At 70.9% G+C, this 13028-nt stretch carries 12 protein-coding genes; 7 read left to right on the forward strand and 5 right to left on the reverse strand.

Annotated elements, in window-relative coordinates:
- Positions 1-108: 108 nt before the first annotated feature.
- The 5 genes from acs (at position 109) to CES90_RS50475 (ending at position 5567) form a co-directional block, all read left to right on the forward strand.
- Positions 109-2106: an acetate--CoA ligase gene (acs, locus tag CES90_RS39115; RefSeq protein ID WP_189787062.1), complete on the forward strand. Its 1998-nt coding sequence runs from the start codon at positions 109-111 to the stop codon at positions 2104-2106.
- 173 nt (positions 2107-2279) lie between these two features.
- Complete coding sequence (gene nhaA / locus CES90_RS39120; RefSeq protein ID WP_189787063.1) at positions 2280-3683, forward strand: Na+/H+ antiporter NhaA; 1404 nt, start codon at positions 2280-2282, stop codon at positions 3681-3683.
- A gap of 112 nt (positions 3684-3795) precedes the next feature.
- Entirely contained in the window at positions 3796-4275 is a 480-nt protein-coding gene (locus CES90_RS39125; RefSeq protein ID WP_189787064.1) for a phage holin family protein, read from the forward strand.
- A complete protein-coding gene (locus tag CES90_RS39130) occupies positions 4272-5240 on the forward strand; it encodes an alpha/beta fold hydrolase (RefSeq protein ID WP_189787065.1) in 969 nt (322 codons plus the stop codon). Before CES90_RS39125 ends, CES90_RS39130 begins: the two co-directional genes overlap by 4 nt.
- Before the next feature lie 141 nt (positions 5241-5381).
- Positions 5382-5567: a hypothetical protein gene (locus CES90_RS50475; RefSeq protein WP_229914311.1), complete on the forward strand. Its 186-nt coding sequence runs from the start codon at positions 5382-5384 to the stop codon at positions 5565-5567.
- An 11-nt stretch (positions 5568-5578) separates the two neighbouring features.
- On the opposite strand, the gene CES90_RS39135 is transcribed toward CES90_RS50475, so the two are convergent.
- The 3 genes from CES90_RS39135 to nth all read right to left on the reverse strand — a co-directional run bounded on the left by CES90_RS39135 (position 5579) and on the right by nth (position 9196).
- Positions 5579-6778 (reverse strand): MarP family serine protease, encoded by a 1200-nt coding sequence (locus CES90_RS39135; RefSeq protein WP_189787066.1) that lies wholly within the window; start codon positions 6776-6778, stop codon positions 5579-5581.
- 119 nt (positions 6779-6897) lie between these two features.
- Positions 6898-7650 carry an NUDIX hydrolase gene (locus CES90_RS39140; protein WP_229914312.1) on the reverse strand — a complete coding sequence of 251 codons (753 nt, stop codon included), beginning with the start codon at positions 7648-7650 and terminating at the stop codon, positions 6898-6900.
- A 571-nt stretch (positions 7651-8221) separates the two neighbouring features.
- Positions 8222-9196: an endonuclease III gene (gene nth / locus CES90_RS39145; protein WP_229914314.1), complete on the reverse strand. Its 975-nt coding sequence runs from the start codon at positions 9194-9196 to the stop codon at positions 8222-8224.
- Positions 9197-9531: 335 nt separating this feature from the next.
- On the opposite strand from nth, the gene CES90_RS39150 reads away from it, so the two are divergent.
- On the forward strand, positions 9532-10206 hold the full coding sequence (locus CES90_RS39150) for a Crp/Fnr family transcriptional regulator (protein ID WP_005476003.1): 675 nt from the start codon (positions 9532-9534) through the stop codon (positions 10204-10206).
- Between the two features lie 207 nt (positions 10207-10413).
- On the forward strand, positions 10414-11238 hold the full coding sequence (locus tag CES90_RS39155; protein ID WP_189787068.1) for a nucleotidyltransferase domain-containing protein: 825 nt from the start codon (positions 10414-10416) through the stop codon (positions 11236-11238).
- Positions 11239-11246: 8 nt separating this feature from the next.
- Here the strand turns inward: CES90_RS39155 and CES90_RS39160 are convergent, their stop codons facing one another.
- On the reverse strand, positions 11247-12077 hold the full coding sequence (locus tag CES90_RS39160) for an MBL fold metallo-hydrolase (RefSeq protein WP_189787069.1): 831 nt from the start codon (positions 12075-12077) through the stop codon (positions 11247-11249).
- Complete coding sequence (locus tag CES90_RS39165; protein ID WP_189787070.1) at positions 12074-12991, reverse strand: NUDIX hydrolase; 918 nt, start codon at positions 12989-12991, stop codon at positions 12074-12076. Before CES90_RS39165 ends, CES90_RS39160 begins: the two co-directional genes overlap by 4 nt.
- Positions 12992-13028 lie beyond the last annotated feature (37 nt).

Below are 13028 nucleotides of genomic sequence, written 5' to 3' on the forward strand. Positions count from 1 at the left end.
CCGGTCCGTGACAACGGGTGGCCCCCCGACGTGCGGGGCCACCCGTTCCACAGGTCTAAACCATTCCCACGAAGGCCCTTGTCATCGAGGGTCCGCGTCTGATGAGCTGTGGCCTGGGACACAACGGACACCCTGGGAAAGGGAGATGTCGTGAGCAACGAAAGCCTGGCCAACCTCTTGAAGGAGGAGCGACGCTTCGCGCCGCCCGCTGACCTGGCCGCGAACGCCAACGTCACGGCAGCGGCGTACGAGCAGGCCAAGGCTGACAGGCTCGGTTTCTGGGCGGAGCAGGCCCGGCGGCTGACCTGGGCCAAGGAGCCGACCGAGACGCTGGACTGGTCGAACCCGCCGTTCGCCAAGTGGTTCAAGGACGGCGAGCTCAACGTCGCGTACAACTGCGTCGACCGGCATGTCGAGGCGGGCAATGGTGACCGGGTCGCCATCCACTTCGAGGGCGAGCCCGGGGACAGCCGGGCCATCACCTACGCCGAGCTCAAGGACGAGGTGAGCAAGGCCGCCAACGCCCTGCTGGAGCTGGGGGTTCAGGCCGGCGACCGGGTCGCCGTCTACATGCCGATGATCCCGGAGACGGCCGTGGCGATGCTCGCGTGCGCCCGTATCGGCGCCGCGCACTCCGTCGTCTTCGGCGGCTTCTCCGCCGACGCGCTCGCGACGCGGATCCAGGACGCCGACGCCAAGGTGGTCATCACCTCCGACGGTGGTTACCGGCGCGGGAAGCCCTCCGCGCTCAAGCCGGCCGTCGACGAGGCGATCGGCAAGGTGGACAACGTCGAGCATGTGCTCGTCGTACGGCGTACCGGCCAGGAGGTCGCGTTCACCGAGGGCCGTGACGTGTGGTGGCACGACATCGTCGACCGGCAGTCCACCGAGCACACTCCGGAGGCGTTCGGGGCCGAGCACCCCCTGTTCATCCTCTACACGTCGGGCACCACGGGTAAGCCGAAGGGCATCCTGCACACCTCCGGCGGCTACCTCACCCAGGCGTCGTACACCCACCACGCCGTCTTCGACCTCAAGCCCGAGACGGACGTGTACTGGTGCACGGCCGACGTGGGCTGGGTCACCGGCCACTCCTACATCGTGTACGGACCGCTGGCCAACGGCGCGACGCAGGTCATGTACGAGGGCACGCCGGACACCCCGCACCAGGGGCGCTTCTGGGAGATCGTGCAGAAGTACGGGGTGACGATCCTGTACACGGCGCCCACGGCGATCCGTACGTTCATGAAGTGGGGCGACGACATCCCCGCGAAGTTCGACCTCGGCAGCCTGCGCATCCTGGGCTCGGTCGGCGAACCCATCAACCCCGAGGCCTGGATCTGGTACCGCAAGCACATCGGGGCCGACGCGACGCCGATCGTGGACACCTGGTGGCAGACCGAGACCGGCGCGATGATGATCTCGCCGCTGCCGGGCGTGACGGAGACCAAGCCGGGTTCCGCGCAGACGCCGCTGCCGGGCATCTCGGCCACGGTCGTGGACGACGAGGCCCGGGAAGTCCCCAACGGCGGTGGCGGTTACCTGGTCCTCACCGAGCCGTGGCCGTCGATGCTGCGCACGATCTGGGGCGACGACCAGCGGTTCCTGGACACGTACTGGTCACGGTTCGAGGGCAAGTACTTCGCCGGTGACGGGGCGAAGAAGGACGACGACGGCGACATCTGGCTCCTCGGGCGCGTCGACGACGTGATGCTCGTCTCGGGCCACAACATCTCGACCACCGAGGTGGAGTCGGCGCTCGTCTCGCACCCGTCGGTCGCCGAGGCGGCCGTCGTCGGTGCCGCCGACGAGACCACCGGCCAGGCGATCGTGGCCTTCGTGATCCTGCGCGGTACGGCGGCCGAGACCGAGGACCTGGTCGGCGAGCTGCGCAACCATGTGGGCGCCACCCTCGGCCCCATCGCCAAGCCCAAGCGGATTCTGCCGGTGGCGGAGCTGCCCAAGACCCGCTCCGGGAAGATCATGCGGCGCCTGCTGCGTGACGTGGCGGAGAACCGCCAGCTCGGTGACGTCACCACGCTGACCGACTCCGCGGTGATGGACCTGATCCAGGCCAAGCTGCCCGCGGCGCCCAGCGAGGACTGAGCGTAGTCGCGTACCTGAAGGGCACCCAGCGACCAGTGCGCCGGGTGCCCTTCGCCCATAATGTGGTGTCACAAAAGCCTCCCACGCACTTTAGGTAAGCTAAGTAAAAAAGGTGCGCCGGGAAGTCTGGTCGGCATGTGTTCCGTCCTGCCCACCGACCGGAGGTCCCCGCCGTGCCCGCGCCCCCCACCACCCCCACCCGCAAGGTCCTAGGACGGCTTTCGCTTCCCGAGCGGACCTTCGTGGCGGACGCGCTGCGCACCGAGACCGTAGGCGGGGTGCTTCTGCTCGCGGCCGCCATCACCGCGCTGATCTGGGCGAACGTCCCCGCGTTGCACGACAGCTACGAGAGCCTCAGTCACTTCCACTTCGGGCCCGAGGCCCTCGGCCTCCATCTGTCCGTCGCGCACTGGGCCGCCGACGGACTCCTCGCGATCTTCTTCTTCGTCGCCGGCATCGAGCTCAAGCGCGAGCTGGTCGCCGGTGATCTCAAGGACCCCAGGGCGGCCGCGCTGCCCGTCGTGGCCGCCCTGTGCGGCATGGCCGTACCGGCGCTCGTCTACATCCTCACCAACGTCACCGGCGGCGGTTCCCTGGTCGGCTGGGCGGTGCCCACAGCGACCGACATCGCGTTCGCGCTCGCCGTACTGGCCGTCATCGGGAGCTCGCTGCCGTCGGCGCTCCGCGCGTTCCTGCTCACCCTCGCCGTCGTCGACGACCTGTTCGCGATCCTGATCATCGCCGTCTTCTTCACCTCCGACCTCGACTTCGCCGCGCTCGGCGGCGCGCTCGTCGGCCTCACCGTGTTCTGGCTGCTGCTCAGGAAGGGCGTCCGCGGGTGGTACGTGTATGTGCCGCTCGCGCTGGTCGTCTGGGGGCTGATGTACAACAGCGGCGTCCACGCCACCATCGCCGGTGTCGCGATGGGCCTGATGCTGCGCTGCACCCGGCACGAAGGGGAGGCGCACTCCCCCGGCGAGCACATCGAACACCTCGTACGACCGCTGTCGGCCGGACTCGCGGTGCCGCTGTTCGCCCTGTTCAGCGCGGGTGTCGTGGTGTCGGGCAGCTCGCTGGGCAAGGTGTTCACGCAGCCGGAGACGCTCGGCGTGGTGCTCGGGCTGGTCGTCGGCAAGGCGGTCGGGATCTTCGGCGGGACCTGGCTGACCGCCCGCTTCACCCGGGCCTCGCTCTCCGAGGACCTGGTGTGGCCGGACGTCTTCGCGGTCGCCTCGCTCGCCGGGATCGGCTTCACCGTGTCGCTGCTCATCGGCGAACTGGCCTTCGAGGGCGACCCGGCGCTCACCGACGGCGTCAAGGCCGCCGTCCTCATCGGTTCGCTCATCGCGGCGGTCCTGGCGACCGTCCTGCTCAAGCTGCGCAACGCCAAGTACCAGGCGCTGTGGGCCGCCGAGGAGCGCGACGACGACCTCGACGGCATCCCCGACATCTACGAACAGGACGACCCGGCGTACCACCTCCGCATGGCCGAGATGTACGAGCGCAAGGCCGCCGAGCACCGCAGGCTTGCCGAAGTGGCGGGCGGGGCAGGCGACGGTGACGACGGTCCGGCATGATCTGACAGGACCGTACAAAACGCAGGGCGCCCCGCGACACCGTACGAGGACCGCTGAGTTCACGGACCGTACGGGCGCGGGGCGCTTCCGGACGCATATGAGGGAGACCCCGATGACCGCACCCGACGGCAGCCCGGTCGGTGCCGAACGCAGTGTCGGTGAGCTGTTCGCCTCGGCGACGGCCGAGATGTCGGCGCTGGTGCATGACGAGATCGCGCTGGCTAAGGCCCAGCTCAGGCAGGACGTCAAGCGCGGTGTGGTCGGCGGCGGGGCGTTCACGGCGGCCGGCGCAGTGCTGATCTTCTCCCTGCCGATGCTGAGCTTCGCCCTGGCGTACGGCATCCGCACCTGGAGCGACTGGAACCTGGCGATCTGCTTCCTGCTGTCGTTCGCGGCGAACGTGCTGGTCGCCGTCGTCCTCGCGCTCATCGGCGTCGCCTTCTCGAAGAAGGCCAAGAAGGGGAAGGGCCCGCAGAAGGTCGCCGCCTCCATGAAGGAGACGGCGGGCGTGCTGCAGAACGCCAAGCCGCACCCCCGTCAGCCCGCCCGGACCGACGGCGGCGTCGAGGCTGTGGCACGCTCGACCTCATGACGGACCCCGCCACCTCGCCTGCTTCCGGAGCTGTTTCCGGCCAGCCCGCCTCGGTCGTACGACTCGACGTGCCCGGTGCGAAAGAGGTGATCCACCGGGACGTGGCGGCCAACGGCGCGCGCTTCCACATCGCCGAGAGCGGCGACGGGCCGCTGGTGCTGCTGCTGCACGGCTTCCCGCAGTTCTGGTGGACCTGGCGGCACCAGCTGGTCGCCCTAGCCGACGCGGGCTTCCGGGCCGTGGCCATGGATCTGAGAGGGGTCGGCGGCAGCGACCGCACGCCCCGGGGTTACGACCCGGCCAACCTCGCCCTCGACATCACGGGCGTCGTACGGTCCCTCGGCGAGCCCGACGCCGCTCTGGTCGGCCACGACCTGGGCGGCTATCTGGCCTGGACGGCGGCCGTGATGCGCCCCAAGCTCGTACGGCGGCTCGCGGTCTCCTCGATGCCGCATCCGCGGCGCTGGCGCTCGGCGATGCTGTCGGACGTGAAGCAGACGGCCGCCGGGGCGTACATCTGGGGGTTCCAGCGGCCCTGGATCCCCGAGCGGCAACTCACCGCCGACGACGGCGCCCTGGTGGGCCGTCTGATCCGGGACTGGTCGGGGCCGCGGCTGCCCGACGACGAGGCCGTGGAGGCGTATCAGCGGGCGATGTGCATCCCCTCGACGGCGCACTGTTCGATCGAGCCGTACCGGTGGATGGTGCGGTCCATGGCCCGCCCGGACGGCATCCAGTTCAACCGGCGCATGAAGCGGCCGGTGCGCGTGCCGACGCTCCATCTGCACGGTTCACTCGACCCGGTGATGCGGACGCGCAGCGCGGCGGGGTCCGGGGAGTACGTCGAAGCGCCGTACCGCTGGCGGCTGTTCGACGGGCTCGGGCACTTCCCGCACGAGGAGGACCCGGTCGCGTTCTCCGCCGAACTCATCAACTGGCTCAAGGATCCAGAGCCCGACCGGTAGCCCGACCGGTGAGGTCCCGGCGGGTCGTTTCACCGTCCGGCATGAACACCTGTTCCATGGATAGCCACTTGCCTGGCGCATAGGCCAATTGGGGGGCGTGGGGGCGGTTATCGACCTTGGGGCGGGGGCACACGTCGGGGTATGGGCTGGACGCACGACTACAGTGACGCAGCACGCAACCGCCGCTCGGCCGGGGGCCTGGGCTCCCATCAGAGGGGCACCCCGCAGTTCCCGGGCACGGACACGGATCCCCGGCTGGGCATTCCACGCATCCTGCGCCGCCGGGCCCGCTGGGTCTCGGCCCGGCTGCGCCACCCTCGCCCTTGACCCAGTGACGATCAGAGTGCGCAGCTGTCGCTGTCCACCCGCTGGTTGGCTGCACGGCCCTTGGTGATGTCCTCCTGGACCTCGTCCACGGTGAGCGCGTAGCCCGTGTTCGGGTCGTCGAGGGACTTCGCGAAGACCACGCCGTAGACCTTGCCGTCGGGCGTGAGCAGCGGGCCGCCGGAGTTGCCCTGGCGGACGGTCGCGTAGAGCGAGTAGACATCGCGGCGGACCGTGCCGCGGTGGTAGATGTCCGGGCCGTTGGCCGTGATGCGGCCGCGCACGCGCGCGGGGCGGACGTCGTACGCGCCGTTCTCCGGGAAGCCCGCGACGATCGCGTCGTCGCTGCTGGCGGCGTCCTCGGTGGTGAACCGCAGCACGGGCGCGTTCAGGTCCGGCACGTCCAGTACGGCGATGTCACGCTCCCAGTCGTAGAGGACGACCGTGGCGTCGTACTTGCGGCCCTGGCCCCCTATCTGGACGGTCGGTTCGTCGACTCCGCCGACCACGTGGGCGTTGGTCATCACACGGCGCTCGCCGAAGACGAAGCCGGTGCCCTCCAGGACCTTGCCGCAGCTCTGGGCGGTGCCCATGACCTTGACGATGGACCGCTTGGCGCGCTGGGCGACCGGGCTGCCCGCGAGGGCGGGGTCGGGGGGCGCGACGTCGGTGATCTGCTCGTTCGAGAACGGGCTGAAGACCTGCGGGAAACCGTTCTGCGCGAGGACCGAGGAGAAGTCCGCGAACCAGGTGTCCGCCTGGTCGGGCAACGCCTGGGACACGCCGTGCAGCACCTTGGAGTTGCGCACCTCCTTGCCGAGTGTCGGCAGGGTGGTCCCCGCGAGCGCGGAACCGATGAGCCAGGCGACCAGCAGCATCGCCACGACGTTGACGAGGGCGCCGCCGGTGGCGTCCAGAGCGCGGGCCGGGGCCCAGCTGATGTACCTGCGCAGCTTGTTGCCGAGGTGAGTGGTCAGGGCCTGGCCGACGGAGGCGCAGACGATGACGATGACAACCGCGACGACGGCGGCGGCCGTGCTCACCTCCGAGTTGTCCGTCATCCAGTCCCAGATGACGGGCAGGGTGTAGACGGCGACGAGGCCGCCGCCGAGGAAGCCGATCACCGACAGGATGCCGACGACGAAGCCCTGTCGGAAGCCGACGATCGCGAACCACACGGCGGCGACCAGCAACAGGATGTCCAGCACGTTCACCGCTTCAAGCCTCGCCTCGTCACTTCGCGTTCACTCCAGGTCGGCCAGGGGTCCGGCCCGCCGCGTGACGACAGGGGATCACATCACTCCCCAAAAGACGCAGCACGGCAGACACCCTGTCATGAGCGCCAGTCGAGCGGGACCTGCTTGTCGCGGTCCCAAGGGCGCTCCCAGCCCGAGTAGTGCAGCAGACGGTCGATCACCCCGGCCGTGAAACCCCACACCAGGGCCGATTCGACCAGAAATGCCGGACCTCGGTGGCCGCTGGGGTGAACGGTGGTCGCGCGGTTGGCCGGATCCGTGAGATCCGCCACGGGGACGGTGAAGACGCGTGCCGTCTCGTTCGGATCGACGACCCGGACCGGGCTCGGCTCTCGCCACCAGCCCAGCACGGGCGAGACGACGAAGCCGCTGACCGGGATGTACAGCTTGGGCAGCGCGCCGAAGAGCTGGACGCCGTCGGGGTCGAGGCCGGTCTCCTCCTCCGCCTCGCGCAGAGCGGCACGCAGCGGCCCGTCGGTGGCCGGGTCGCCGTCCTCGGGGTCGAGGGCGCCGCCGGGGAAGGACGGCTGGCCGGCGTGCGACCTGAGGGAGCCGGCGCGCTCCATGAGCAGCAGCTCGGGCCCGTTGTCGCCCTCGCCGAACAGGATCAGGACCGCGGACTGCCGTCCCGAGCCGTTCTCCGGCGGCAGGAAGCGGCTCAGCTGCAACGGCTCGACCGTCTCGGCGGCGCGGACCACCGGGTCCAGCCAGGCGGGCAGACCGGTCTTGTCGAGGCGCAGGCGCCCGTCCCGCGAGTCGTACCCGGGCCGTGTGAGATGTCGTCCGTTGTCGGTGTGCGTGCCGTCGCCCGTCCGGCTCGTGCGTGTCATTGCCACCCCCGTCGTTCTTCCGGTCCCAACGCTCGGCGGACGGCTGATCGTTCCGCTCGCCCCGCGAGTCCCCCGTATGGGTGGCTCACGCCGGGGCGGGGCGGGGGCGTGGCAGGGGGCGCGCCGGTGCGAGGAGGACACACGGCGGCGTGCACGCCGGCGCGAGGAAGGGGCGCGGCGGCGTGCATGCCGGTGCGGGGAAGAGGCACGGCAGCGTGCGCGGCGGTGCGGGGAGGACACACGGCGGCGTGCACGCCGGCGCGGGCACGAGGTACGGCGGTCGGTGCGCCGGCGCGGGCACGAGGTACGGCGGTGCGAGGAAGAGGCACGGCGGCGTGCACGCCGGCGCGGGGACGAGGTACGGCGGTGTGCGCGCCGGCGCGGGCACGAGGTACGGCGGTCGGTGCGCCGGCGCGGGCACGAGGTACGGCGGTGCGAGGAAGAGGCACGGCGGCGTGCACGCCGGCGCGGGGACGAGGTACGGCGGTGTGCGCGCTGGTGCGAGGAAGGGGCGCGGCGGTGTACATGCCGGCGCGGGGACGAGGCGCGGCGGGGCGCTCCGTGCGGCCCGTCATCCGGTGACTCCCAGCGGCGGGGCCGGGATGCCGCCCGCGTCCAGGTACGACTGCGGGGGCTTGAGGCGTTGGCCGGGGAAGCCGCCCTTCTCGTACTTCAGGAGCTTCTTGGCCTTCTCCGGGTCCGTCTCCCCCTCGCCGAACGCCGGGCAGAGCGGGGCGATGGGGCAGGCGCCGCAGGCCGGCTTCCGGGCGTGGCAGATGCGGCGGCCATGGAAGATCACGTGGTGCGACAGCATCGTCCACTCGCTCTTCGGGAAGAGCGCGCCGACGGCCGCCTCGATCTTGTCCGGGTCGGTCTCCTCGGTCCACCGCCAGCGTCGTACGAGCCGCTGGAAGTGCGTGTCCACGGTGATTCCTGGCCGGCCGAACGCGTTGCCGAGGACTACGAAGGCGGTCTTGCGGCCGACGCCGGGCAGCTTGACGAGATCTTCGAGGCGGCCCGGGACCTCACCTCCGAAGTTCTCCACGAGCGCCTTGGAGAGCCCTATCACCGACTTGGTCTTGGCCCGGAAGAACCCGGTCGGACGCAGAATCTCCTCGACCTCCTCCGGGTTCGCCGCGGCCAGGTCCTCGGGGGTGGGGTACTTCGCGAAGAGCGCCGGTGTCGTCTGGTTGACCCTCAGGTCAGTCGTCTGAGCGGAGAGGACCGTGGCAACGATCAGCTCGAAGGAGTTCTCGAAGTCCAACTCCGGGTGGGCGTACGGGTACACCTCGGCGAGTTCACGGTTGATACGGCGGGCCCGGCGGACGAGAGCGGTGCGGGACTCGGGCTTGTGCTTGGGCTTGGGCTTGGAGGGCTTCGCGGGGGCGACGGGGGCGGTCTCCGCCACAGCCGCATTCGCCGCAGCCGCCTTCGCCGCCGCCTTCCTCGCGGGCGCGGACTTCTTCACCGGCACAGCCTTCTCCGCCGACGCGGGCCGTTCCACCGGCGCCGACGTCGCCTCGGCGGGTTTCTCCGCCTCCGACAGCTCGGACACCTTCGTCGCCTTTGCCGTTTTCTTCGCTCCCACGGGGCCCTGTTCGCCCACAGCGGAATCGCGACGTACAACCACCCGCCCAGCCCCCTTGGCCTGTGCTCTCACCGGCGATTTGGACACCCGGCCAGCCTAAAGCCCGGCACCGACATCCGCCCCGGGCGCAGAAGATCGGCCCCCAATTGGACCCCTGACGCTTACCTCAGGACATGTGTGCGGCATCCTTGTGATAGATCACACTGTTTGGACCGTCCGGCAAAATGGGGAACACGGTCCCCTGGTACCACGGGGAGCAAGATCCCCTGAGCAGGTCGACAAGGAGAGAACTCGTGGACGACGTTCTGCGGCGCGCCCCGCTCTTCGCGGCGCTCGATGACGAGCAGGCCGCGGAGCTCCGCGCCTCCATGAGTGAGGTGACCCTCGCGCGAGGTGACGCCCTCTTCCACGAGGGCGACCCCGGTGACCGCCTCTACGTGGTCACGGAAGGCAAGGTCAAGCTGCACCGCGCGTCGCCAGACGGCCGCGAGAACATGCTGGCCGTACTCGGCCCCGGTGAGCTCATCGGCGAGCTGTCGCTGTTCGACCCCGGTCCGCGGACGGCCACGGCCACCGCGCTGACCGAGGTCAAGCTGCTCGGCCTCGGCCACGGCGACCTCCAGCCGTGGCTGAACGCACGGCCCGAGGTGGCCGCCGCGCTGCTGCGCGCCGTCGCCCGGCGCCTGCGCAAGACCAACGACCAGATGTCCGACCTCGTCTTCTCGGACGTGCCCGGCCGGGTCGCCCGTGCGCTGCTGGACCTCTCCCGGCGCTTCGGTGTGCAGTCGGAGGAGGGCATCCACGTGGTGCACGACCTCACGCAGGAGGAGCTGGCGCAGTTGGTCGGCGCGTCCCGCGAGACCGTCAACAAGGCGCTCGCCGACTTCGCGCAGCGGGGATGGCTGCGGCTGGAGGCCCGCGCGGTGATCCTGCTGGACGTGGAGCGCCTGGCGAAGCGGTCGCGCTGACCTGCGGTTTCGTTTGTCGCCCCCGCCGCCCCTGCCCGTCCCGTCACCAAGGGCTGCCGCCCCTTCGACGCCGCCGGGGGTCATGGGGTGGGTGCGGTGAGTTTGTTCGCGCGGGTTGTGTTGGGTTGCTCGCGCAGTTCCCCGCGCCCCTTAGGGGCGCGGGAAAAAAGCCTGCTCCGCCGCGCCCCTCAGGGGCACAGTGGTCGCATGGCTGAAACACGGTCCCGGAGAGGGCTGGACAGTCGGGGGTACATCGAGCGGGAGGGGTCGCTCGGGCGGGTGCCCGATGTGTTCCGGCCGGTCGTGGCGGCGGCCCACGATCAGGTGCTGCACGTCTTCGGGAAGCGGCTGCACAGCGCGTACCTCTACGGGTCGATCCCTCGGGGCACGGCCCGCCCCGGGCACAGCGACCTCGACCTGCTGCTGGCCCTGCGCGAGGAGCCCACGGAGGCGGACCGCGCGAAGGCGCGGGCGCTGGACGAGGCGCTCGACAAGGAGTTCCCGCAGATCGACGGGGCGGGGACGCTGCTGGTCAGCCGGAGGCAGGTGCTCAGCGACCTCGAACGGTACGACCTGGGATGGTTCGTGGCCTGTCTGTGTACGCCGTTGCTCGGCGAGGATCTGGCCGAGGACCTGCCCCGGTATCGGCCGGACTCCTGTCTCGCGCGCGAGACGAACGGCGACCTGGCGCTGCTCCTGCCCCGCTGGCGTGAGCGGATCGCGGAAGCCGAGTCCGAGGCTGCCCGTCGCTCACTGGTCCGCGGCTGCTCCCGGCGCCTCGTCCGCACCGGCTTCACCCTCGTCATGCCCCGCTGGAACGGCTGGACCAGCGATCTGCACGAGATGGCGGAGGTGTTCGGCCGGTACTACCCCGAGCGGGCCGCCCAGATGCGGGCCGCGGCGGTCGCGGCGTACGAACCGTGGGCCGACCCTGGGAGCCACGCCGCCGTCCTGCGGTCGTACGTGGACGACCTGGGGCCCTGGCTGGCAGAGGAGTACGCGCGCGTGCACGGCGTCAAAGCCCCGCGCTGAGGGGTCGGTCAGATCAGGCCGTGCTCCGTCAGGTACTCCAGTTGAGCCCGCACCGAGAGTTCCGCCGCCGGCCAGAGTGACGGGTCGACGTCCGCGTACACGTGGGCGACGACCTCGCGGGGCGTCCGGTAGCCGTTCTCGACCGCCGTCTCGACCTGGGCGAGTCGGTGGGCTCGGTGGGCGAGGTAGAACTCGACGGCGCCCTGGGCGTGTTCGAGTACGGGGCCGTGACCGGGGAGGACGGTGTGAACGCCGTCGTCGACCGCGAGGGACCTCAGGCGCCGCAGGGAGTCCAGATAGTCCCCGAGACGGCCGTCAGGGTGGGCCACGACCGTCGTACCGCGCCCGAGGACGGTGTCGCCCGTCAGGACGGCCTGATCGGCCGGGAGATGGAAGCACAGCGAGTCGGCGGTGTGGCCGGGCGTGGGCACGACACGGAGTTCCAGGCCGCCGACCGAGATCACGTCACCCGCGCCCAGCCCCTCGCCGCCGAGCCGCAACGCCGGGTCGAGGGCCCGTACCTTCGTCCCCGTCAGCTCGGCGAAGCGCGCGGCGCCCTCCGCGTGGTCCGGGTGGCCGTGCGTGAGCAGGGTCAGCGCGACCCGTTTGCCGGCCTTCTCCGCCGTATCGACGACGTTGCGGAGATGGCCGTCGTCCAGCGGGCCCGGGTCGATCACGACGGCCAGTGCGGAGTCCGGTTCGGAGACGATCCAGGTGTTGGTGCCGTCCAGGGTCATCACCGACGCGTTCGGCGCGAGGACGTTGACCGCGCGCGCGGTGGCGGGGCCTGACAGGACCCCGCCCCTCGGCTGGCCGGGGAGAGCTGCTGCGTCCGTCATGCGGAACCTCCACCGGAGCCGCCGTCGGAGCCGCCGTCGGGGCCTCCACCGGGGCCTCCGCCGGCCGGTATGCGTTTGGTGAACTCGTCGTGGCCCGGCCAGGTGAGGATCACCGCGTCGTCCTTCAGGCGGGCCTCGGCGAGGACGGGGGTCAGATCGCAGGCGGGCGCGGCGGCGAGGGCCTCGGCGGCCGTGGCGTACGTGGCGAGTCGGCGCAGGGTGGCGATGGTGGGCGGCATCATCAGCAGCTCGCCCTTGTCGTAGCCGGCGGCGGCGTCCCCGGGGCGGATCCACACCGTGCGGTCGGCCTCCGTGGAGGCGTTGCGGGTGCGCTGGCCCTGGGGGAGGGCGGCCACGAAGAACCAGGTGTCGTAGCGGCGGGTCTCGAACTCGGGGGTGATCCAGCGGGCCCAGGCGCCGAGCAGGTCGGACCGCAGGACCAGACCCCTGCGCTCCAGGAACTCCGCGAAGGACAGCTCTCGGGCGGCCACCGCGGCGCGGTCCGCCTCCCAGTCGTCGCCGGTGGTGTCGCCGACCACCGTGTCGGGGGTGGGGCCGGCGAGGAGCACGCCCGCCTCCTCGTACGTCTCGCGTACGGCCGCGCAGACGATCGCCTGGGCGTCGGTCTCGTCGACGCCGAGCCTGGACGCCCACCACGCGCGCGTGGGGCCCGCCCAGCGGATCTGGTGGTCGTCGTCGCGGGGGTCCACGCCGCCGCCCGGATACGCGTACGCGCCTCCGGCGAAGGCCATGGAGGCGCGTCTGCGCAGCATGTGCACGACCGGGGTGTCGGCCGTGTCCTTGAGCAGCATGACAGTGGCGGCCCGTTTGGGGGTCACCGGTGTCAGCGTGCCGGCCGCGAGTGCGCGGATGCGGTCCGGCCACTCGGGTGGGTACCACTGCCCGTTTGCCATGGGCGGAGGCTAACCCGTTCGTGGCGGATGTTCGAGT

This window comes from Streptomyces capitiformicae (genome assembly GCF_002214185.1).
In the GTDB taxonomy this organism is placed as follows: domain Bacteria; phylum Actinomycetota; class Actinomycetes; order Streptomycetales; family Streptomycetaceae; genus Streptomyces; species Streptomyces capitiformicae.

What these genes read in the sequence shown, in the direction of transcription:
- CES90_RS39125 (WP_189787064.1), top strand. Translation starts at nt 3,796, where the DNA reads ATGACCGCACCCGACGGCAGCCCGGTCGGTGCCGAACGCAGTGTCGGT.
- CES90_RS39130 (WP_189787065.1), top strand. Translation starts at nt 4,272, where the DNA reads ATGACGGACCCCGCCACCTCGCCTGCTTCCGGAGCTGTTTCCGGCCAG.
- CES90_RS50475 (WP_229914311.1), top strand. Translation starts at nt 5,382, where the DNA reads ATGGGCTGGACGCACGACTACAGTGACGCAGCACGCAACCGCCGCTCG.
- CES90_RS39140 (WP_229914312.1), bottom strand. Translation starts at nt 7,650, where the DNA reads ATGACACGCACGAGCCGGACGGGCGACGGCACGCACACCGACAACGGA.
- CES90_RS39155 (WP_189787068.1), top strand. Translation starts at nt 10,414, where the DNA reads ATGGCTGAAACACGGTCCCGGAGAGGGCTGGACAGTCGGGGGTACATC.
- CES90_RS39160 (WP_189787069.1), bottom strand. Translation starts at nt 12,077, where the DNA reads ATGACGGACGCAGCAGCTCTCCCCGGCCAGCCGAGGGGCGGGGTCCTG.
- CES90_RS39165 (WP_189787070.1), bottom strand. Translation starts at nt 12,991, where the DNA reads ATGGCAAACGGGCAGTGGTACCCACCCGAGTGGCCGGACCGCATCCGC.